The sequence below is a fragment of the Streptomyces venezuelae genome (genome assembly GCF_008642295.1).
GTDB classification, from domain to species: domain Bacteria; phylum Actinomycetota; class Actinomycetes; order Streptomycetales; family Streptomycetaceae; genus Streptomyces; species Streptomyces venezuelae_C.
Genome location: NZ_CP029190.1, coordinates 2,533,149 through 2,555,186, shown reverse-complemented (window position 1 = coordinate 2,555,186; position 22,038 = coordinate 2,533,149). Strand labels below are relative to the sequence as shown.

Below are 22,038 nucleotides of genomic sequence, written 5' to 3'. Positions count from 1 at the left end.
CGCGCAAACCCCGAGTTGACCACTTTCCGCCGTTAGCCACGGGGATCCGGAGGGCAGGGATGGTCAGTCCGCCGGGGGCGCCTCCCAGCGGCAGCTGGGGGAGGGAGGAGCAGGCGATGAGGCATCCGACCACGGAGGATTCCGTACTGTCCGCACACCACCGCCACGCCCCCTGGCCGTATGCCCTGCTGGACGTCCCCGGGCTGCGCGCCGCCGGTCACCCCCCGTACCCGATCCGGCAGTTCGTCCTGAAGACACGCAGCCGATGCAATCTCGCCTGTACGTACTGCTACGTCTACGCCATGGCCGACCAGAGTTGGCGCACCCGCCCCGCGGCGATGAGCCCCGACACCATCACCCTGGCAGCCGCCCGGATCGCCGAGCACGCCGCCGCCCACGCACTGCCCCGGGTGGACCTGGTGCTGCACGGCGGCGAGCCGCTGATCGCGCCCACCGCGGAGCTCACCGCCCCGGTCACCGCCATCCGCGCCGAACTCGCCCGCCGGGCCCCCGGCACCAAGGTCACCGCCACCGTCCAGACCAACGGCACCCTGCTCACCACCGGCCGGCTGGACGCCCTGGCCGCGGCCGGGGTCCGGGTCGGCGTCAGCCTCGACGGGGGCCTGCCGGTCCACAACCTGCGGCGCGTGGACCACTCCGGCCGGCCCGGCTTCCCCGCCGCCGCCCGCGGGCTGCGGCTGCTCGCCCGCCGTCCGGAGAGCTATGCGGGGGTGCTGTGCGTGATCGACCCGGCCCAGGACCCGGTGGAGACGTACGCCTCGCTGCTCGCCTTCGCCCCGCCCGCGGTCGGGCTGCTGCTGCCGCTGGCCAACTGGAGCACCCCGCCGCCCGGTTCCCGCCCCGGCACCACCCCGTACGCGGACTGGCTGATCGCCGTCTTCGACCGGTGGTGGCACGACGGCGTGCGCCGCACCCGCATCCGGCTGTTCGAGGAGGTCATCGCCCTGCTGCTGGGGCTGCCCGCCGCCACCGAATCCCTGGGCCTGGCCCCCGCCGAGACCGCCGTCATCGAGACGGACGGCGGCATCGAGCAGGCCGACTCGCTGAAATCCGCGTACGAGGGCGCCGCCGGCACCGGGCTCACCCTGGCCGGGAACAGCTTCGACGAACTCCTCGACCACCCCGGGCTGGCCGCCCGCCAGCTCGGCAGGGAGGCGCTGGCCGACGGCTGCCGGTCCTGCGATCTGGTCGGGGTCTGCGGCGGCGGCCACTACCCGCACCGCTACCGGCCCGGGGAGGGTTTCCGGCAGCCGTCGGTGTACTGCGCCGACCTCCAGCACCTGATCCGCCATATCGCCACCGCCGTCCACCGGGCGGCCACCGGCGCAACCCGCCCCCACGGCGGGGTGCCGGGGGTGCCGGGACAGCGCGGGCCAAGGCCCGCCGCCGACCGCGGGGTGGCCTCATGAGGCCCGCGGAAGGCGCAGGCGCGCCGGACCGCCGGTCGCCGGGAGGCGGCGGGCTGCGGCCCGCCCCGGCCCGCGGCTCCGAAGGCCCGGTGGTGCCGACCCCGCGCGGCGGAGCCACGCCAGCCGGGCGCGGGCCGGAACCGGGCCCGGCCGCCACGGACCTGCCGCACCCGCGACAAGCGGGCGCCGCGGCCGACACGAACGCCGCGGCCGGTACCGGTGCTGCGGCCGAGGCGGGCCTCGCCGGTGTTACCGGCGCCGCGAGTGCCACGGACGCCGCGGCCGGCACCGCCCCCGCGGGCGGCACGGGCGTTGCCGACGGCACCGGCGTCGCGGACGGCCTGGGCGGCACGGCCGGCACGGCTGGCACCGGCGTTGCGGGCGGTACCCGCGGCGAGGGTGGCACGGCTGGCACCGGCGTCCCGGGTGGCTCGGCCGCCGCCGCGGACCTGCCCGGCCCGCGGCGGGCGGGCGCCGCGGCCGACACGGGCGTTGCCGACGGCACCGGCGTCGCGGACGGCCTGGGCGGCACGGCCGGCACGGCTGGCACCGGCGTCCCGGGTGGCTCGGCCGCCGCCGCGGACCTGCCCGGCCCGCGGCGGGCGGGCGCCGCGGCCGACACGGGCGTCGCCGACGGCACCGGCGGCACGGCCGGCACGGGCGCCGCGGGCGGCACGGCTGGCACCGGCGTTGCGGGCGGTACCCGCGGCGCGGGTGGCACGGCCGGCACCGGCGTTGCGCGTGGCTCGGCCGCCGCCGCGCCCCTGCCCGGCCCGCGGCGCACCGGCGCCGCGGCCGGCACGGGTGGCACAGGCGCTGCGGCCGGCGCCGCGGCCGGCACCGGCACGACGGCCGGCACCGGCACCGGCACCGGCGCCGCCGACGGCAGTGTGCGGCCGGTCCCGTTCGAGGTGTCCCGGGCCACCCTGCGGGCCATCGCCTCCACCGAGCCCTCACCCGACGGCATCCGGCTGGTCCAGGACATCCGCTGGTCCAAGCGGCTGGTCCTGCTGAGAGCGGTGCTGGACGCGGCACCCCAGGGCGAGGCGCAGTCCCACTGGGCGCTGCTCGAAGAGGCCGAGCGGCAGGACCCCGGCGCCGTGCGCGACGTACTCCTCTACCCCTCCACCGGGGTCTGGGCCGAGGAAACCCTGCGGCGCCTGCACGACCGGGCCGGCCCGCCCGCCGACCTCGCCCACCTCGGCGCCCTCGCGGTGGCCGCCGCCCTGCGGGCCGGCATCGCCTTCAAGGCCACCCTGCGGCCCGTACACGGGCGGATCGCCCTGCCCACCCTCGGACTGCTGCGCCCGCCCCGGCCGGGCCTGTTCACCGCCGGGGAGCGGTGCTGGGACCCCGCCGACCCCGCCGTGCTGCCGCTGCACGCCCTGCCCGGCGGCCGGGCCGTCCTCGACGACCTCGACCCCTACCGGGCGCCCGGCCGGGAAGGGCCCGTCCGCCCGGCCCGCCGGCTCACCCCCAAGGGCCACAAGCGCTGGGACACCCAGTGGGCCGGCGCCCTCACCCTGCTGGAGCGCTACGACACCGCCCGGGCGGGCGAGATCGGCGCCCTGCTGCGCTCCGTCGTCCCGCTGGCCGGCGGCTCCCGGTCGGCCGGCGCCACCCTGCCCGCCGCGGCCGGGTCCGTACTCGTCCGCGGCCAGGCCCCGCCCGCGCTCGCCGCCACCCTGGTCCACGAGGTGCAGCACGGGAAGCTCGGCGCCCTCACCGACGTCCTGCCGCTGCACACCGCCGACCGCAGCCACCGCTACTGGGCCCCCTGGCGCACCGATCCCCGCCCCCTGGAAGGGCTCCTGCACGGGGCGTACGCGCATCTCGCGCTGGCCGGCTACTGGCAGCGGGCCGCCCTCTACGGGGCCCGCGCCGCCTGGGCCGGACACGCCCGCTGCCGCGCCCAGGTGGCCGCCGTCCTGCCGGTCCTCGGCCAGGAGCCCCAACTCACCCGGGCCGGAGCCGAGTTCGTCGCCGGAATGGTCGCCGCCGAACAGGCCATGGACGAACTGCCACCGCCCGGGGACCAGCACGCCACCGCCCGCCGCGCCCTGGACCGGGAACGCCGCGCCTGGCGCGCGGCCCACCCCGAACTCGTGGCGTCCGCACCCGGCTGACCCCGTGTCACCCCGTGTGACCTGCGCTACATTTTCTTCTCGATACGCAGGTCACCCCCGTCCACCACCCGGATCTCAGGGAGACGGCCAGCATGACCCACAGTGCCGTGCACGCCCAGCGCTTCGTCATCAGCTTCGCCGGGTTCAACCGCCCCTGGGCCGTGTGGATCGCCCACCGGCTGGAAGAGCACGGCCACCGCGTCACCCTCGAACGCTGGGACCCGCAGCGCAGCCCCGGCCTCACCGAGGCCCTCGACGACCTGGCCCGCGCCGCGGGCCGGGTCCTCCTGGTGCTCAGCGAACGCTACTTCTCCGCCGGAACCCACACCGAAGAGGAGTGGAACACCGCTCTCCGTACGGTCACCGAGGCGCACCCCGACCGGTTCGCCGCGGTCTGCCTCACCGATGCGCCGCTGCCCACCGCGGTGGCCGCACTGGAGAAGACCGACCTGTGGGGCCTGGACTCGTACGAGGCCGAGTACCGGGTGCTGCGCCGGCTGGAGCTGCCCACCGACCGGGTCGGCGCCGAAACCGGCCGCCGCGGACCCCGGTTCCCCAACGACCCGCCCGAGATCTGGGGCCGGGTACCGCGCCGCAACCCCCGCTTCACCGGCCGCAACGATGTCATCGGCCGGCTGCGGGCGGCCCTCGCCGACGCCCCGGCCGGCGCCTCCATCGTCACGCTCCTCGGACTCTCCGGGGTGGGCAAGACCCAGGTCGCCACCGAGTACGCCTACCGGTTCGCCTCCGAGTACGACGTGGTGTGGTGGGTGCCCGCCGAGGACCGGCCCACCCTCCGCGAGCGGCTCGCCGACCTCGCCCCGGCCCTCGGCCTGCCCCGCGGCGCCGGCAGCTACGGCGAGCAGATCCGCGGCGTGCTGGAGGCGCTGCGCCGCGGGAACCCGTACCACCGCTGGCTGCTGGTCTTCGACGGCTGCGACAGCCCCGACGACCTCACCGACCTGCTGCCCGCCGGCTCCGGCGACGTGATCATCACCTCCCGGAACCGGGAATGGGCCTCCCGCCACACCCACCTGGTCGAAGTCCCCCTCTACGCCCGGCCCGAGTCCATCACCTTCATCCGCCGCCGGGCGCTGCGGCTGACCGGGGAGGAGGCCGACCAGCTCGCCGAGGCTCTGGAGGACTACCCCCTGGCCCTCGACCAGACGGCCGGCTGGCTCGCCGACTCCCCGCTCACCGTGGGCGACTACCTCCAGCTGCTGCGGCGCCGGCTGGACTCCCGGGAGGCGGTCACCGTCTCCGACGACTACCCGCTGCCGTTCCCCACCGCCCTGGCGATACTCCTCAACAACGTCCGGGAGAACTACCCCGACGCCCTCGCCCTGCTCCGGCTGTTCGTGTTCTTCGCCCCCGGCCGGGTGCCGCTGCGGCTGCTGCGCGAGTTCCCCGCCGACGACGTACCCGAACAGCTGGCCGGCCTGATCAACGACCAGGTCCGGTGGAACGCCGCGCTCAACAAGCTGGTGCAGTTCTCCGTGGTCCGGCTGGAGTACTCCGACCTGGCCGTGGAGGAGGGCGGCGGCGGTACCGAGACCGTCCAGCTGCACCGGATGGTCCACGGCATCGTCCGCGAGAACCTCAGCGAGGAGGAGGCGGACCAGCTGGCCCGCGCGGTACGGCAGGTGCTGGCCGCCGCCGACCCCGGCCGGCCCACCGACTCCCGGCTCTGGCCCCGCTACGCCGAACTCATCCCGCACCTGGAATCGGCCGGGGTGCTCACCAGCTCCAACCCGCGGATCCAGAACTTCCTGCTGCACTGCCTGCGCTACCTGATCCTGGCCGGCGAGTACCGGACCTGCCTGCGCCTTGCCGAGGAGACCGACGACGCCTGGCGGGACATGCTCGGCGAGCACCACGACCAGGTCCGCGAACTCAGCTACCACTACGGCAGCGCACTGCGGATGCTCGGCCACTTCCGCCGCGCGGAGGTGCTCAGCAAGACCATCGCCGACCGGCTGACCGCCGAACGCGGCGACCGCGACCTGGAGACCCTGCGGGCCATCAGCACCTATTCGGCGGTGCTGCTGAACACCGCCAGGTTCGAACAGGCCCGCACCCTGCTGGAGCACTGCTTCGCCGGCTACCGCGAACTCCTCGGCGAGGACGACTCCATGACCCTCAACGCGGAGAACAACGTCGCCGTCGTCCTCCGCCTGCTCGGCCGCTACCAGGAGTCCTACGAGGCCGACCTCGACACCCTGCGCCGCCGCGAGCGGGTGCTCCGGGTCCGGCACATCGCCACCCTGTCCAGCGGTATCGGCTGCGCGATGGGGCTGCGCCTGATGGGCCGCTACCGGGAGGCGCTGGCCCGGCAGGAACAGGGCCTCAAGCTCAACGCCACCGTGCTCGGCGAGAACCATCCGCAGACCCTGCGGGCCGAACACAACCTGGGCATGTGCCTGCGCCGTTCGGGAGACATCGCCGGCGCGGGCGCCCGGCTGCGCAGCGTCCTGGAACGCTCCACCCGGGTCCACGGGGCCACCTTCCCGTGGACCCTGATGGTGGCCTCCGACTACGCCACCTACCTCCGCGAGTACGGGGACATCGACGAGGCCCGGCGGATCTCCGAGGAGGTCGTCCGGGGCTACCAGACCCAGCTGGGCCTGGCCCACCCGTACAGCATCGGCACGGTCGGCAACCTCGGCCTGGTCCTGCGGGCCCAGGGCGAGCGCCAGGCCGCGCTCAGCCTGTGCGAGCAGGCACTGGTCGGGATGCGGGGCGCCCTGGGCGACCGGCACCCCTGGACGCTGGGCTGCGCCGTCAACGCGGCCGGCTGCCGGAACATCACCGACCGCTACGCCGATGCGCTGGACCTGGGCCGGGACACCCTGCGGACCACGGAACAGGTGCTGGGCGGGGACCACCCGATGACCCTGACCGCGCAGATCGCCCTGGCCGCCGACCTGAGGTCCATGGGCCGGATGGAGGAGGCCCAGAAACACGAGGACGCGGGCCTGAAGTCGCTGGCCCGCACCCTCGGTCCGCAACACGTCCACACGGTCTCGGCCCGCCAGCGCATGCGCCCGTACTGGGACTTCGAACCCCAGCCGTAGCCTCCGGCCCGGCTGGACCAGCGCAGCGGATGCCGGAAGGCCCGGCCCCCTGGGATGGGGGCCGGGCCTTCCGTTCGGCCGGGATGGGGCCGGTGTCAGCCGGCTACGCCTCGAAGACCTCGGAGATCAGCTGCTGCTGCTCCGCCTGGTGGCGCTTCGCGGAACCGACCGCCGGCGACGAGCCGTGCGGGCGGGAGATCCGGCGCAGGCGCTCGCCCGCCGGGATGTCCGCGCCGACCGCCAGGTCCAGGTGGTCGATCAGGTTCAGCGCGATGAACGGCCAGGCACCCTGGTTCGCCGGCTCCTCCTGCGCCCAGATGTACTTCGCCGCGTTCGGGAACTTGGCGATCTCGGCCTGGAGCTCGGCACCGGGCAGCGGGTACAGCCGCTCGATGCGGATGATCGCGGTGTCCGTGATGCCGCGCTTCTCCCGCTCGGCCTCCAGGTCGTAGTAGACCTTGCCCGCGCAGAAGACGACCTTCCGGACGGCGTTCGGGTCCACGGTGGAGTCGCCGATGACCGGGCGGAACGCGCCCGTCGTGAACTCCTCCGCCTTCGACGCCGCCGCCTTCAGACGCAGCATCGACTTCGGGGTGAAGACGATCAGCGGCTTGTGGTGCGGGTTGTGGACCTGCCACCGGAGGAGGTGGAAGTAGTTCGACGGCAGGGTCGGCATCGCGACCGTCATGTTGTTCTGCGCGCAGAGCTGGAGGAAGCGCTCCGGGCGGGCCGAGGAGTGGTCCGGGCCCTGGCCCTCGTAGCCGTGCGGGAGGAGCAGGGTGACGCCGGAGGTCTGGCCCCACTTCTGCTCCGCGGAGGAGATGAACTCGTCCACAACGGTCTGCGCGCCGTTGACGAAGTCACCGAACTGCGCCTCCCACAGCACCAGCGCGTCCGGGCGGGCCAGCGAGTAGCCGTACTCGAAGCCCATGGCCGCGTACTCGGAGAGCAGCGAGTCGTAGACGTTGAAGCGGGCCTGGTCGTCCGACAGGTACAGCAGCGGGGTGTAGTCCTCGCCGGTCTCCCGGTCGATGAGGACCGCGTGGCGCTGGCCGAACGTACCGCGGCGGGAGTCCTGGCCGGACAGCCGGACCGGGGTGCCCTCCATCAGCAGGGAGCCGAAGGCGAGGGTCTCGCCCATGCCCCAGTCGATGGTGCCCTCGTCGATCATCGCCGCGCGGCGCTGCAGCTGCGGCAGCAGACGCGGGTGGACGGTGACGCCCTCGGGGATGGTGACCTGGGACTCGGCGATCCGCTTGACGACGTCCTGGGAGACCGCGGTGGTCACGGCGACCGGGAACTCGCCCTGCTCGGCCGGGACCGGCGCGCCCACGGCCGGCTGCGCGGCGGCCTCACGGACCTCCGCGAAGACCTTCTCCAGCTGGCCCTGGAAGTCCTGGAGCGCCTGCTCGGCCTCTTCCAGGGTGATGTCACCGCGACCGATGAGGGACTCGGTGTACAGCTTGCGCACCGAGCGCTTCTTGTCGATCAGGTCGTACATCAGCGGCTGCGTGAACGCCGGGTTGTCCGACTCGTTGTGGCCGCGGCGGCGGTAGCAGATGAGGTCGATGACCACGTCCTTGTTGAACGCCTGGCGGAACTCGAAGGCCAGCCGCGCCACGCGGACCACGGCCTCCGGGTCGTCGCCGTTCACGTGGAAGATCGGCGCCTCGATCATGCGGGCCACGTCGGTCGCGTACATCGAGGAACGCGAGGACTCCGGGGCGGCGGTGAAGCCGACCTGGTTGTTGATCACGACGTGGACCGTGCCGCCGGTGCGGTAGCCGCGCAGCTGCGACATGTTCAGGGTCTCGGCGACCACGCCCTGGCCGGCGAAGGCCGCGTCACCGTGCAGCGCGAGCGGCAGCACCGTGAAGTCCGTGCCGCCCTTGTTGATGACGTCCTGCTTGGCGCGGGCGACACCCTCCAGGACCGGGTCGACCGCCTCCAGGTGGGAGGGGTTGGCGACCAGCGAGACCTTGATCTGCTCGCCGTCCAGGCCGGTGAAGGTGCCCTCGGCGCCCAGGTGGTACTTCACGTCGCCGGAGCCGTGCATCGACTTCGGGTCGAGGTTGCCCTCGAACTCGCGGAAGATCTGCGCGTACGACTTGCCGACGATGTTCGCCAGGACGTTCAGCCGGCCGCGGTGGGCCATGCCGATGACGACCTCTTCGAGGCGGGCCTCGGCGGCGGAGTCGATGACCGCGTCGAGCAGCGGGATGACGGACTCGCCGCCCTCCAGGGAGAAGCGCTTCTGGCCGACGTACTTCGTCTGCAGGAAGGTTTCGAAGGCTTCCGCCGCGTTCAGGCGGCGCAGGATCCGCAGCTGCTCCTCGCGCTCCGGCTTGGAGTGCGGGCGCTCGATGCGGTCCTGGATCCACTTGCGCTGCTTGGGGTCCTGGATGTGCATGAACTCGACGCCGGTGGTGCGGCAGTACGAGTCGCGCAGCACGCCGAGGATGTCGCGGAGCTTCATCATCGACTTGCCGGAGAAGCCGCCGACCGCGAACTCGCGCTCCAGGTCCCACAGGGTGAGGCCGTGCTCGGTGATGTCGAGGTCGGGGTGCTTGCGCTGCTTGTACTCCAGCGGGTCGGTGTCGGCCATGACGTGGCCGCGGACCCGGTAGGAGTGGATCAGCTCGAAGACCCGGGCGGCCTTGGTGACGTCGTCGTCGTGGCTGGCGTCGATGTCCCGGAGCCAGCGGACCGGCTCGTACGGGATGCGCAGCGACTCGAAGACGTCGTCGTAGAAGCCGTCCTCGCCGAGCAGGAGGTTCGCGACGATCCGCAGGAACTCGCCGGAGGCGGCACCCTGGATGACCCGGTGGTCGTAGGTCGAGGTCAGGGTCATGACCTTGGAGATGCCCAGCTTGTTCAGGGTGTCCTGGGAGGTGCCCTGGAACTCGGCGGGGTAGTCCATGGAGCCGACGCCCATGATGACCGACTGTCCGGGCATCAGGCGGGGCACGGAGTGGACGGTGCCGAGGCCGCCGGGGTTGGTGAGGGAGACCGTCACGCCGGTGAAGTCGTCCATGGTCAGCTTGCCGACCCGGGCGCGGCGGACGATGTCCTCGTAGGCCTGCCAGAACTCGAAGAAGTTGAGGGTCTCGGCCTTCTTGATGCCGGCGACGACGAGCTGGCGGTCGCCGTTGGCCTTCACCAGGTCGATGGCGAGACCGAAGTTCACGTGCTCCGGCTTGACCAGGGTGGGCTTGCCGTCCTTCTCCGCGAAGGAGTGGTTCATCGACGGCATGGCCTTGATGGCCTGCACCATCGCGTAGCCGATCAGGTGCGTGAAGGAGATCTTCCCGCCCCGGGCGCGCTTGAGGTGGTTGTTGATGACGATGCGGTTGTCGAACAGCAGCTTCACCGGGACGGCGCGGACGGACGTGGCCGTCGGCACCTCCAGGGAGGCGTTCATGTTCTTCGCCACGGCGGCGGCCGGGCCGCGGAGCGTCACCAGCTCGGGGCCGGCGGGGGCCTCGGTGGCGGGCGCGGCCTTGGGGGCGGCGGAGGCGGCGGGAGCGGGAACCTGAGCGACCGGGGCCGGTGCAGCGGCCGGGGTCTGGGAGGTGACAGTCACAGCAGGGGCACCAGAGGGGGTGGCAGGAGCAGGGGCAGGAGCTGACACGGGCGCGGGCGTCGGCGTCGGCGCGGCGGCCGGAGCGGGCGCGGCGCCGGCCGCCCCCGTGGCGGCTGCGTCGGTGGCCTGCGGGGCCTGGGCGGGAGCCTGGGCGGGAGCCGGGGTCGCGGCGACGGAGGTGACGGCGGTGGCGGCGGCCTGTGCGGAGGCGCCGTCCGTCGTCGTGGGCTGCTCCGCCTTCACCGGGGCGGCAGCGCCACCCGGCTTGTAGTCGGCGAAGAAGTCCCACCAGGCCCGGTCGACCGAATGCGGGTCCTGGAGGTACTGCTGATAGATCTCGTCGACGAGCCACTCATTGGCACCGAAGCTGCCTGAGGCAGGGGTCTTCCCGCCCTCTGCTGCTTCGGTCGTGGTGCTCGGGTTACTGGGGGACTGTGGCGACACGGCGGCAACCGCCCTCTTCCGCTTCACAAGGTATGGACAGCGGGAATAAAGGCTACGCCTCCCTGGCGGTCAGATGCAGACCGGGCGGGAGATCCGTCGTGCAGGTCACATCCAACGGCGGGTTTCACCGGGTGGAATGGCGGGAAACAAGCGTGGTTCGGGTAGGGCTGACCGTGGTTGCGGCCCCCTGGCTTCGCACCCCTGACGGATCCCGGGCACGTGTGGCCGAGATCATCTCCTTCCCGTCTCGAACCCTACGTCAACCTGCGGCCTTCGGGCTGCCCGGCAGGGTGACGAGGATCCGGCAGCCGCGGGAGGATTCGGCCACACCGATGTGCCCGCCGTGCAGACCGACCGCCCAGCGGGCGATCGCCAGGCCCAGTCCGGTGCCCCCGTCGCCGCCCCGGGCACTGCCCCGGTTGAACCGCTCGAAGACCCGGTGGCGCTCCTTCTCCGGGATGCCGGGGCCCTCGTCCAGGACCTCCAGGGTCAGACTGCCGGGCGCCTCGCCGCGCCGCGCGCGCACGGTCACCCGGCCGTGCTGGGGGCTGTGCTTGACCGCGTTGTCGATCAGATTGGCCACCACCTGGTGCAGCCGCTCCGCATCCGCGTGCGCCGTCAGGTCGGGCGGGAACACGTCCAGGTGCAGGTGGACGTCCTTGCGGGTGTGGTTGCCGGAGCCGGAGGCCAGCGCGCCGCGCTGACCGGCGGCCAGCCCGGCCTCCTTGAGTACGCCCGACAGGTACGGCCACACCTCGAAGCGGCGCGCCTTCAGCGGGACCACCCCGTTGTCCACGCGGGACAGGTCCAGCAGGGTCTCCACCAGCCGGCCCAGCCGCTCGGTCTGCTTCAGCGCCGTCCGCATGGTCTCCGGATCGGCGGCCGAGACCCCGTCCACCACGTTCTCCAGCACCGCCCGCAGGGCCGCGATCGGGGTGCGGAGCTCGTGCGAGACATTGGCGACCAGCTCCCGGCGGTGCCGGTCCACCGCCTCCAGGTCGTCCGCCATCAGATTGATGGTCGCGGCCAGGTCGCCGAGCTCGTCCCGGCGCTCGGCGCCACGCACCCGGCGGGTGTAGTCGCCCTGGGAGATCGCCCGGGCCACGGTGGTCATCTTGTCCAGCGGCGCGGTGAGGCTGTGCGCCACGAACTGGGTGATCAGCATCGAGGCGATCACCGAGAAGACCGTGATGAACCGGACCTCGGTCTTGGTCCGCAGGGCCACCATCAGCAGCCCGGTGGTGATGAAGACCGAGACGACTACCAGGGTGCCGAGCTTGGTCTTGATCGAGAACGGCGAGAAGGGGCGCAGCCCCTGGCCGGGAGGCCGGCGCACGCTGCGACCGGTGCGCGCCTCGCGGGCGCCGTGGGCGATGCGGGCGCTGTGGGGGTCCCGGGTGCCGTGGGGGCCCCGGCTGCCGTGGGGGTCCCGGGTGCCCCCGGCGGAGCTCATGCCCCCGCCGGGGTCTCCAGGGCGTACCCGACGCCGTGGACCGTACGGATCCGCTCGGCGCCGATCTTGCGGCGCAACGCCTTGATGTGGCTGTCGACCGTACGGGTCCCGGAGGCGTCGGCCCAGTCCCACACCTCGGCGAGCAGCTGCTCCCGGGAGAGGACCGCGCGCGGGGTGCCGGCCAGGCAGACCAGCAGGTCGAACTCGGTGGGCGTGAGGTGCACGTCCTCGGCCTGCACCCGGACCCGCCGCTGTGCGTGGTCGATCTCCAGGTCGCCCAGCCGCAGGGTGGAGCCGCGCGGGGCGGTCGCGGCGATGGTGGCCCGCTCGACCCGGCGCAGCAGCACGTGCACCCGCGCCGCCAGCTCGCGCATGGAGAAGGGCTTGGTCATGTAGTCGTCCGCGCCGACCCCGAGGCCGACCAGCATGTCGGTCTCGTCGTCACGGGCGGTGAGCATCAGCACCGGTACCGGCCGCTGCGCCTGGACCCGGCGGCAGACCTCCAGGCCGTCGAATCCGGGCAGCATCACGTCGAGCACCAGCAGCTCCGGCTGCCAGCTCTCGGCGGCGGCCACGGCCGCCGGGCCGTCGCCCGCCGTCTGCACCTGGAAGCCCTCGGCGCGCAGCCGGGCCGCGATCGCGTCGGCGATGGTCTGGTCGTCCTCGACGACGAGCACGCGACGCTGGGCGCCGGGGGTCGCCGCGGCGCTGTTCTGGGTGGTGTGTGTTTGTTCCGTCATCCCGCCCTCGTCCCCGCCCGAACCCGGTGGTCCGCGTAATGGGGTGCAGCGTAGAGGAGCCACCGGCCTGCGGCCATGCGGGGTCTACCGGGGGTTCCGGCCCAGATGGACCACGTCCGGGACACCTCGGGCAACGGGCACCTCTTCCGTCCGTACCGAGCTGAATCCGGCATTCCGCATTGCTTCTTCGAACGCCGCGGACGGTTGTGCGGACCAGACGGCGAGCACCCCTCCGGGGGTCAACCGGGCGCGGCAGGCGGCGAGTCCGGCGGGCGAGTAGAGGGACTGGTTGTCCTCGGTGACGGTCCAGTCGGGTCCGTTGTCGATGTCCAGACAGAGGGCGTCGTATCGGTCAGGTGACGCGTGCAAGTGGGACACCAGATCGGTGTACAGGATCGTTACCCGGGAGTCGGCGAGGGCGGCCCCGGTGACCGTGCCAAGCGGTCCGGAGCGGTGCCAGTCGATGATCGCCTGCTCACGCTCGGCAACCACGATCCGGCCCCAGTGGGCCTGTGCGGAGGCATGGGCCAGCGAGAAACCGACGCCGAGGCCGCCGATGAGCACGGAGGGGTTCTCCGGAGGCGGATCGAGGGCCAGCCAGGCGGCGTCCACCAGCAGCCGCTCCGAGCGGCCGTCGGAGGTGTCCATCAGGAAGCAGCCGTTGGCGATGATCTCGTAGACCGGGATCTTGTGGACCGGATCCGCCGCGTCCCGGCGGCGCAGGACGACCTCACCATGGGGACCGTGGCGGCGGTCGAGGGTAACGGGGGCTGTCATACGGGGCACAACGAAGCCCCCGGGGGCGGTGTTCCGGCGGGCCGGACTGTGTCAGGTCGCGCCGGACCGGCGGCTCGGCGGAACCGTGCGGACCGAAACCCGGGGAGCCCACGCCTCCCACCCCCCGTAAGGTCTGATCCCGTCGACCATGAACGGGCGGGGGAGTCCCCGCTCCCGCACGGAAAGCACCCGGAGGCAGTCATCGGCCGCATCGCACCGTGGCGCAGCGCACCGTGGCGCGTGCTGCTCCCGCCCGCGGCCCTCGCTCTCCTGCTCGGGCTGTGGGGCCTCGAGCGGGGCGGCAGCATGTGGCGCGACGAGTCGGTGACCTGGCAGGTCGCCCACCGTCCGGTCGGCGAGCTGGTGGAGCTGCTGGGACAGGTCGACGCCGTGCACGGCCTCTACTACCTGCTGATGCACGCGGTGTTCGCCGTCTGGGACGGCGGGCTGTGGGCGCTGCGGCTGCCTTCGGTGGCCGCCACCGCCCTCGCCGCGGCCGGGGTCGCGGCGATCGGCCACCGGCTGGCCGCCGAGCGGGCCGGGCTGTGCGCCGGGCTGCTGTACGCGCTGCTGCCGCCGGTCCAGATGTACGCGCAGGAGGGCCGCTCGTACGCGCTGGTGGCCGCCGCCGTGATCTGGGCGACGTATCTGCTGGTGCGCCGGTGGTGGGTGCAATACACGGTGCTGCTCGTCCTCGCCTGCTGGCTGCACGAGTTCGCCGTGCTGGCGCTGTTCGCGCATGCCGTCGCCGGTTGGCGGGTGCGCGGCTGGCGGCGCAGCGCGGTGGCGGTGGTCCTCCTGGTGCTGCCGCTCGCGGCGCTCAGCGCGGGACAGGCGGCGCAGCAGCTGGGCTGGCTGGGCCGGCCGAAGGGAGCGGACTGGGCGGCGTACGCCGTGGTGGTGGCGGTCTCGCTGCTGCTTGCCCGGGGGGCGGACCGGGAACTGGTCCGGGTTGCGCTGCCGCTGGCACTGCTGCCGGCCGGGCTGCTGATGACGGTCTCGCTGGTCCACCCCTGGTACGTGGACCGGTACGTGCTCTATTCCCTGGCCGGGCTCGCGCTGCTGGCCGGTGCGGCCCGGGTGCGGATGCTGGTGCCGCTGACCGCGGTGCTGGTGGCGGCGGCCGTGCCGTGGTCGCTGTGGCTCCGTACGCCGGAGAGCCGCAAGGACGATGTGCTGGCCGTGGCCGACGCGGTACGGGCCACCGCCCGGCCGGGGGATGCGGTGCTGTTCATGCCGGCCCGGCGGCGCGAGTGGCTGCTGTCCTCCCCGGAGGTGTACGGGGGCCTGCACGACCTGGCGCTGGCCGAGCCGCCGGCGGCTTCCCGCACCCTCCAGGGCACGGAGCTCGGCTCTCAGGAGATCCGGGCCCGCCTCTTCACCACGCCCCGGGTGGTGGTCCTGCTGGACCCACCGGACCAGCCGCGCGACCCGTACCCGCGCGAGGTCGTGAAACGACAGACCCTGGTCAGCCAGTTCGACCTGTGCGAAGTCCGCGAAACCCGCGGCGCCAGAATCGCCCTCTACGCCCACCCAGGCCAATGCACCCCCTGACCCCCTCCGGCCCGGCGGCCCGGCACCCACCCGGCCTGCGGCCTGCGGCCACCCGGCCTGCGGCCACCCGGCCTGCGGCCACCCGGCCTGCGGCCACCCGGCCTGCGGCCACCCGGCCTGCGGCCTGCGGCCTGCGGCCACCCGGCCTGCGGCCTGCGGCCTGCGGCCACCCGGCCTGCGGCCTGCGGCCTGCGGCCACCCGGCCTGCGGCCTGCGGCCTGCGGCCACCCGGCCTGCGGCCTGCGGCCACCCGGCCTGCGGCCTGCGGCCTGCGGCCACCCGGCCTGCGGCCTGCGGCCTGCGGCCACCCGGCCTGCGGTCAGTCGTCAGCCGCTGCATCATCGACCCCTGTCCCCTCCTGGAGGCCCTGCATGACCGACCGTCAGCCCGTCATCGGCACGGGGCCGCAGGCCCCAACCGCCCCCACCACCCCCGCCGCGGAGCCATGGTCCGGGCCGCTGGTCAGTGCCGAGTGGCTGGGTGGGGTGGGGCGGGGGAGTGGGGTGGTGGTGTTCGATGCGTCCGTCGGGGCGCATCGGGGTGGGGCCGTGCGGATACCCGGGGCGCGGCCCTTCGATCTCGACGGTGAGCTGTCCGACCACAGCTCGCCTGTGCCGCACACCATGCCGACGGCCACCGCCTTCACCGAAGCCCTACGCGCCCTCGGCGTAGACGACACCAGCACGGTCGTCGTCTACGACGCCGCCGGCATCTACTCCAGCGCCCGCGCCTGGTGGATGCTCCGCGCCATGGGCTTCGACCGTGTCGCGGTCCTCGACGGTGGGCTGCCCGCCTGGACCGCGGCCGGGCTCCCGGTGGAGCCCGCCCCGGCGGCGTACGACGGTCCGCGCGGCGATTTCACCGCCCGGCCGCGGCCCGGGCTGCTGGTCGACAGCACCGAGGTGCTCGCCGCCCTGGCCGACCCGGCCGCCGCCGTCTTCGACGCCCGTACCCGCGACCGCTTCGCCGGTACCGCCCCCGAACCCCGCCCCGGCCTGCGGGCCGGCCATATGCCGGGTGCGCTCAGCCTCCCCTTCGCCGAGGTCCGGACCGCGGACGGCCGGATGCGCCCGGCCGCCGAGCTCCGCGCCGCCTTCGACGCCCTCGCCCCGGCCGCGGAGAAGCTCTACTTCAGCTGCGGCTCCGGGGTGACCGCCTGCGTCCTCGCCCTCGCCGCCGACCTGGCCGGTCACCCCGAGCTCGCGGTCTACGACGGCTCCTGGAGCGACTGGGGACGGCCCTCCGCCCTCCCGGTGATTCAGGGAGCTCAGGGAGTTCCGGGAGCGGCGGGGACGAGTCCGTCCGCCACCAGGCCGGCCAGTACCGCCTGACCCAGCGCCTGCACGGCCGACTGCGGGCGCACCATCACGGTGAACTCCTTGACCCGGCCCTGCTCGTCGAACTGGAGCAGGTCGATGCCGTGGATCTGCCGGCCGTCCACGGTGGCCCGGAAGGGCAGGATCACCGACGGGGCCTCCTCGCCGTCGACCGCCGTCTCGGCAGCGCCCTCGAAGTGCCCGACATACCGCAGGTCCTCGAAGATCCGCAGCAGCACCCCGAACAGCCCCAGGACCATCGGCCGGCCCTCGAAGGGGGTGAACTTCACCGGGCTGTACAGGCGGATGTCCTCGGTGAACAGCTCCTCCAGCGCGGAGTGATCACGCTGCTCCACGGCGGTGCGGAAACGTGCGGCGGTTTCTGTGGCGGTGTTCACGGTGTCCATGCCCCGATCTCCTCATGGTCATGAATCTGATTAGTCAGTTTCTTGAGTATGGTGCAGGGAGGTGAGACGAAAGGGAAGGGCGGCTTCATGGCTCTGCGGCATGCCGTGCTGGCGGCGCTGCTGGACGGCGAGTACAGCGGGTACCAGCTGGCGAAGGGTTTCGACATCGGCGTGGCGAACTTCTGGCACGCCCTGCCCCAGCAGCTCTACGCCGAGCTGGCCAAGCTGGAGCGGGAAGGGCTGGTCGAGGGCCGGGAGGTGGTCCAGGAGACCCGGCCCAACAAGCGGCTGTTCCGGGTCACCGCGGCCGGCCGGGCCGAGCTGGAGGCCTTCGCCGAGGCCCCCTCGAAGCCCTCGTTCATCCGCGACGACCTGCTCGTCAAGGTCCAGGCCGCCGACCGGATCGGCACCACCGCGGTGATCGAACAGCTGGAGGAGCGGGCGGTCGCCGCCGAGGCCAAGATCCAGCTGCTCGGCGCGCTGCTGCGGCAGCTCCGCGGGGACGCGGACGAGGAGGAGTTCCTGCGCCGGGGCGAGCGGATCGGGGGCTACCTGACCTGCCTGCGCGGCCTGACCTTCGAGCAGGAGCACCGGGACTGGTGCCGGCGGATCGCCGGCATCCTGCGGGAACGGCAGGCCGGCCATGTCGAGCGGTGAGTTGCTGCGCTACGTGGCCCTGGGCGACAGCCAGACCGAAGGGCTCGGCGACGGCGACGACAGCACCGGCCTGCGCGGCTTCGCCGACCGCCTCGCCGAGCACCTGGCGGCCGTGAACCCCGGTCTCCGGTACGCCAATCTGGCGGTCCGGGGCCGCCTGGCCGGCCAGGTCCGCGCCGAACAGCTGGAACCCGCCCTGGCCCTGCGCCCCGACCTGGCCACCGTGGTCGCCGGGGTCAACGACCTGCTGCGGCCCCGCTTCGACGCGGCCCAGGTGGCCGGACACCTGGAGGCGATGTTCGCCGAACTCACCTCGGCCGGGGTCCGGGTGGCCACCGTGACCTTCCCCGACGTCGGGGCGGTCGTGCCGCTCGCCCGGCCGCTGCGGCCCCGGGTGTCCGAGCTGAACTCCCGTATCCGCGCCGCGGCCTCCCGGCACGGGGTCACCGTCGCCGAGACCGGCCGGTACGCCGTCGCCGCCGACCCCCGGCTGTGGAGCGCGGACCGGCTCCACGCCGCCCCGCTCGGCCACGAGCGGATCGCCGCCGCTCTCGCCCACGCCCTCGGCCTGCCCGGCAGCGACGACGGCTGGACCCGGCCGCTGCCGCCGCTGCCGCCCCGGCCCGCCCACCGGGTGGCCGCGGCCGAACTCCGCTGGGCGGCCGGCTTCCTCGCCCCCTGGCTCGCCCGCCGCCTCACCGGCCGCTCCTCGGGCACCCTCCGTACGGCCAAACGCCCTGACCTCCGGCCCCTGTGACGGCCCCTGTGACGGCCGCGGCCAACGTGTTCGCCGGAGGCGAACGGGGGTTGGGGAACATTGGGCGGCGCAGGTGCATTGAGTCGGCATAGCTCAACTTCACTGCCGGAGGGAAGATCATGGCTTCGACGTCCGTATCGCTCACCCTGCCCGTGCTGCCGCTCGACGACGAGGTCGTGCTGCCCGGGATGGTGGTTCCGCTGGACCTGACCGACGCCGAGGTGCGCGGGGCCGTGGAGGCCGCGCAGGCGGCGGCCGGGAGCGGCAGCGGGAAGCCCCGGGTGCTGCTCGTGCCGCGGGTTGACGGCACGTACGCCGGGACGGGTGTGCTGGGGACCGTCGAGCAGGTGGGGCGGCTGTCCGACGGGGACCCGGGCGCGCTGATCCGCGGGCTCGGCCGGGTCCGGATCGGCGCCGGGACCACCGGGCCGGGTGCCGCCCTGTGGGTGGAGGGCGAGGTGGTGGAGGAGCACACCCCCGATCCGCTGCCCGGAGCCGTCACCGAGCTGGTCAAGGAGTACAAGGCCCTCGCCACCAGCTGGCTGAGGAAACGCGGGGCCTGGCAGGTCGTCGACCGGGTGCAGCAGATCGAAGGGGTGTCGGCGCTGGCCGACAACTCGGGGTACTCACCGTTCCTGACGGTGGCCCAGAAGGTCGAGCTGCTGGAGACCGCCGACCCGGTCGCCCGCCTGAAACTCGCCGTGAAGTGGCTCAGCGACCACCTCGCCGAACAGGACGTCGCCGAGTCCATCGCCAAGGACGTCCAGGAGGGCGTGGACAAGCAGCAGCGCGAGTTCCTGCTGAGGCGTCAGCTGGAGGCGGTCCGCAAGGAGCTGCGCGAGCTGAACGGGGACGGCGAGGGCGAGGCGGCCGACGACTACCGCAGCCGGGTCGAGGCAGCCGACCTGCCGGAGAAGGTGCGGGAAGCCGCGCTGAAGGAGGTCGAGAAGCTGGAGCGGTCCAGCGACCAGTCCCCGGAGGGCTCCTGGATCCGGACCTGGCTGGACACCGTCCTGGAGCTGCCCTGGAACGAGCGGACCGAGGACGCGTACGACATCCGCGGGGCCCGGGCGGTACTGGACGCCGAGCACGCCGGGCTGAGCGATGTGAAGGACCGGATCACCGAGTACCTGGCCGTCCGCAAGCGGCGCGGCGAGCGCGGGCTCGGCGTGGTCGGCGGCCGGCGCGGCGGGGCCGTGCTGGCGCTGGTAGGCCCTCCGGGTGTCGGAAAAACGAGCCTCGGCGAAAGCGTGGCGCACGCGATGGGCCGGAAGTTCGTGCGCGTCGCGCTCGGCGGCGTCCGCGACGAGGCGGAGATCCGCGGCCACCGGCGTACGTACGTGGGCGCGCTGCCCGGGCGGATCGTCCGGGCCATCAAGGAGGCCGGGTCCATGAACCCGGTGGTGCTCCTCGACGAGATCGACAAGGTGGGCTCCGACTTCCGCGGCGACCCGGCAGCCGCCCTGCTGGAGGTCCTCGACCCGGCCCAGAACCACACCTTCCGGGACCACTACCTGGAGGTGGAACTGGACCTGAGCGACGTGGTCTTCCTGGCCACCGCCAATGTGCTGGAAGCCATCCCGGAGGCGCTGGCCGACCGGATGGACCTGGTCCGGCTCGACGGGTACACCGAGGACGAGAAGGTGGTCATCGCCCGCGACCACCTGCTGCCGCGCCAGCTGGAGCGGGCCGGACTCGGCGCCGACGAGGTGACCCTGGAGGAGCCGGCCCTGCGGAAGCTGGCCGGCGAGTACACCCGCGAGGCCGGCGTACGGACCCTGGAGCGGTCCATCGCCCGGCTGCTGCGCAAGGTGGCCTCCCAGCACGAGCTGGGGGAGCGGGAGCTGCCGTTCACCATCACCGAGCAGGACCTGCGCGCGCTGATCGGGCGCCCGCACCACGTACCGGAGTCCGCGCAGGACCCGGCCGAGCGGCGGACCGCCGTGCCCGGCGTGGCCACCGGCCTCGCCGTCACCGGGGCGGGCGGGGACGTGCTCTTCGTCGAGGCCTCGCTCGCCGACCCGGAGACCGGCGCGGCCGGACTGACCCTGACCGGCCAGCTCGGCGAGGTGATGAAGGAATCCGCGCAGATCGCGCTCAGCTTCCTGCGCTCCCACGGCGCGGAGCTGGAACTCCCGGTCACCGGGCTGAAGGAACGGGGAGTGCACATCCACTTCCCGGCCGGCGCGGTGCCCAAGGACGGCCCGAGCGCGGGCATCACCATGACGACGGCGCTCGCCTCCCTGCTGTCCGGCCGCCAGGTCCGCACCGATGTGGCCATGACCGGCGAGGTCTCGCTGACCGGCCGGGTGCTGCCCATCGGCGGGGTCAAGCAGAAGCTGCTGGCCGCGCACCGGGCCGGGCTGACCACCGTGATCATCCCGAAGCGGAACGAGGCCGATCTGGACGATGTGCCGGCCGAGGTCCTGGAGCGGCTGGAGGTGCACCCCGTCACGGACGTGCGGCAGGTCCTGGAGCTGGCCCTGCAGGAGGCGGAGCTCGCGGTCACCACGGCCGCCTGATCCCCCGGGGCCGGGGCGCTGGGAAATACTGGTCCCGACAGGCCCCACACAGCCACGACGGGAGCAGCACGTGCACGGGAGCGAAGACCAGGAGTTCCTCGCGCTGGAGCGGGAGCTGTCCGTCTTCCTCCGGCGCGCCCGGGCCTCCTCCGGGGAGATGGCCCGCGAACTCCACCCCGAGCTGGAGCCCGCCGCGTACGGGCTGCTCGTACGGCTGGAGGACGCCGGCCGGCAGCGGGCCACCGATCTCGCGGCCTACTTCGGGGTGGGGAAGGCGACCATGAGCCGGCAGCTGCGGGCCCTGGAGGACCTCGGCCTGGTGGCCCGCGAGCAGGACCCGGCGGACGGCCGGGCCTTCCAGGTCGGCCTCACCCCGGAGGGCCGGGAGCGGTTCCTGAAGGTCCGCGACGCCCGGCGGGTCCGCTACATGCGCAAGCTGGCCGGCTGGGACCGCGGCGAGGTGGCGGAACTGGCCCGGCTGCTGCACCAGTTGAACCAGGGGACGGACTAGCCCCGGAGCCCGGCGGCGGGCCCCGGGGCCTCAGGCCGCCACGGCGGTACGGATGCCCAGGCCGATCAGCACCACCGCGGTGACCCGGCCCAGCGCGGCCCGGAACCCGGGCCGCCGCAGCACCCCCGACGCCCGCCGGACCAGTACCGTCCAGCCGAGCAGCCAGAGGGCGAGCAGCAGGGCATGGGCGGTGGCCGGCACCAGCACCTGGGCGGGGAGCGGCCGGCCGGGCTCGATGAACTGGGGGACCAGGGTCAGGTAGACGGACGCGGCCTTCGGGTTCAGGACGTTGGCGAGCAGCGCCTGCAGGAAGCCGGACCCGCCCCGGCCGGAGGCCCCGGGTGAGGTCCCGGGTGCGGTCCCGGCGCGACGGGCCGCGTACCAGGTCCACAGGCCGAGGCCGATGAGCCAGCAGGCCCCGGCGATCCGGACGGCGGTGAAGGCCCGGGCGGAGTGCACGACCAGGGCCGACAGCCCGGCCACCGCCATCGCGGCGTGCACGTACAGGCCGGCGACGGTGCCGAGAACGACCGGCCAGGCCTGCCGCCGGCCGCCCTCCCCGACCCGCTGCACCAGCAGGGCCAGACTGGTCCCCGGGGTCGCGATCAGCGGGAACACCGCCGCCAGGAACCCGGCCACGGCGTACGGATGGACGTACGCAGGGACGTACGGATGGTCGGACAAGGC

General features: G+C 73.7%; 15 protein-coding genes. 9 read left to right on the top strand and 6 right to left on the bottom strand.

Annotation, left to right across the window (positions count from 1 at the left end; all coding sequences use genetic code 11):
- Positions 1 to 116 precede the first annotated feature (116 nt).
- The 3 genes from DEJ50_RS11095 (at position 117) to fxsT (ending at position 6,630) form a co-directional block, all read left to right on the top strand.
- Entirely contained in the window at positions 117 to 1,430 is a 1,314-nt protein-coding gene (locus DEJ50_RS11095) for an FxsB family cyclophane-forming radical SAM/SPASM peptide maturase (protein WP_150207441.1), read from the top strand.
- Complete coding sequence (locus DEJ50_RS34590; protein ID WP_223837702.1) at positions 1,427 to 3,556, top strand: aKG-HExxH-type peptide beta-hydroxylase; 2,130 nt, start codon at positions 1,427 to 1,429, stop codon at positions 3,554 to 3,556. Before DEJ50_RS11095 ends, DEJ50_RS34590 begins: the two co-directional genes overlap by 4 nt.
- Positions 3,557 to 3,648: 92 nt before the next feature.
- Positions 3,649 to 6,630, top strand: a complete 2,982-nt coding sequence (gene fxsT / locus DEJ50_RS11085) for an FxSxx-COOH system tetratricopeptide repeat protein (RefSeq protein ID WP_150207439.1) — start codon at positions 3,649 to 3,651, stop codon at positions 6,628 to 6,630.
- A gap of 103 nt (positions 6,631 to 6,733) precedes the next feature.
- On the opposite strand, the gene DEJ50_RS11080 is transcribed toward fxsT, so the two are convergent.
- The 4 genes from DEJ50_RS11080 to DEJ50_RS11065 form a co-directional block, all read right to left on the bottom strand.
- Positions 6,734 to 10,657, bottom strand: coding sequence for a multifunctional oxoglutarate decarboxylase/oxoglutarate dehydrogenase thiamine pyrophosphate-binding subunit/dihydrolipoyllysine-residue succinyltransferase subunit (locus DEJ50_RS11080; protein ID WP_150207437.1), 3,924 nt, complete (start codon positions 10,655 to 10,657; stop codon positions 6,734 to 6,736).
- A gap of 259 nt (positions 10,658 to 10,916) precedes the next feature.
- Entirely contained in the window at positions 10,917 to 12,110 is a 1,194-nt protein-coding gene (locus DEJ50_RS11075; protein ID WP_150207435.1) for a sensor histidine kinase, read from the bottom strand.
- Positions 12,107 to 12,850, bottom strand: a complete 744-nt coding sequence (locus tag DEJ50_RS11070) for a response regulator transcription factor (RefSeq protein WP_150207433.1) — start codon at positions 12,848 to 12,850, stop codon at positions 12,107 to 12,109. The genes DEJ50_RS11075 and DEJ50_RS11070 overlap by 4 nt, the downstream gene beginning before the upstream one ends.
- 84 nt (positions 12,851 to 12,934) lie before the next feature.
- Entirely contained in the window at positions 12,935 to 13,627 is a 693-nt protein-coding gene (locus DEJ50_RS11065; protein ID WP_150207431.1) for a spermidine synthase, read from the bottom strand.
- A 240-nt stretch (positions 13,628 to 13,867) separates the two neighbouring features.
- Here DEJ50_RS11065 and DEJ50_RS11060 point away from each other — a divergent pair, with 240 nt between their 5' ends.
- Both DEJ50_RS11060 and DEJ50_RS11055 read left to right on the top strand, forming a co-directional pair.
- Entirely contained in the window at positions 13,868 to 15,181 is a 1,314-nt protein-coding gene (locus tag DEJ50_RS11060; RefSeq protein ID WP_223837701.1) for a hypothetical protein, read from the top strand.
- A 371-nt stretch (positions 15,182 to 15,552) separates the two neighbouring features.
- The gene (locus DEJ50_RS11055; RefSeq protein WP_150207429.1) at positions 15,553 to 16,512 is read left to right on the top strand and encodes a sulfurtransferase; all 960 of its coding nucleotides are present in this window, start codon (positions 15,553 to 15,555) and stop codon (positions 16,510 to 16,512) included.
- On the opposite strand, the gene DEJ50_RS11050 is transcribed toward DEJ50_RS11055, so the two are convergent.
- Positions 16,449 to 16,904, bottom strand: coding sequence for a nuclear transport factor 2 family protein (locus tag DEJ50_RS11050; protein WP_150207427.1), 456 nt, complete (start codon positions 16,902 to 16,904; stop codon positions 16,449 to 16,451). The genes DEJ50_RS11055 and DEJ50_RS11050 overlap by 64 nt on opposite strands.
- Before the next feature lie 87 nt (positions 16,905 to 16,991).
- On the opposite strand from DEJ50_RS11050, the gene DEJ50_RS11045 reads away from it, so the two are divergent.
- The 4 genes from DEJ50_RS11045 (at position 16,992) to DEJ50_RS11030 (ending at position 21,351) form a co-directional block, all read left to right on the top strand.
- Positions 16,992 to 17,561, top strand: coding sequence for a PadR family transcriptional regulator (locus tag DEJ50_RS11045; protein ID WP_150207424.1), 570 nt, complete (start codon positions 16,992 to 16,994; stop codon positions 17,559 to 17,561).
- Positions 17,548 to 18,318 carry an SGNH/GDSL hydrolase family protein gene (locus DEJ50_RS11040; protein WP_150207422.1) on the top strand — a complete coding sequence of 257 codons (771 nt, stop codon included), beginning with the start codon at positions 17,548 to 17,550 and terminating at the stop codon, positions 18,316 to 18,318. Before DEJ50_RS11045 ends, DEJ50_RS11040 begins: the two co-directional genes overlap by 14 nt.
- Before the next feature lie 119 nt (positions 18,319 to 18,437).
- Positions 18,438 to 20,840, top strand: coding sequence for an endopeptidase La (gene lon, locus DEJ50_RS11035; RefSeq protein ID WP_150207420.1), 2,403 nt, complete (start codon positions 18,438 to 18,440; stop codon positions 20,838 to 20,840).
- A gap of 70 nt (positions 20,841 to 20,910) precedes the next feature.
- Positions 20,911 to 21,351: a MarR family winged helix-turn-helix transcriptional regulator gene (locus tag DEJ50_RS11030; protein ID WP_150207418.1), complete on the top strand. Its 441-nt coding sequence runs from the start codon at positions 20,911 to 20,913 to the stop codon at positions 21,349 to 21,351.
- Positions 21,352 to 21,381: 30 nt separating this feature from the next.
- Here DEJ50_RS11030 and DEJ50_RS11025 read toward each other — a convergent pair whose 3' ends face one another.
- Positions 21,382 to 22,035, bottom strand: a complete 654-nt coding sequence (locus DEJ50_RS11025) for a LysE family translocator (RefSeq protein WP_223837700.1) — start codon at positions 22,033 to 22,035, stop codon at positions 21,382 to 21,384.
- Positions 22,036 to 22,038 lie beyond the last annotated feature (3 nt).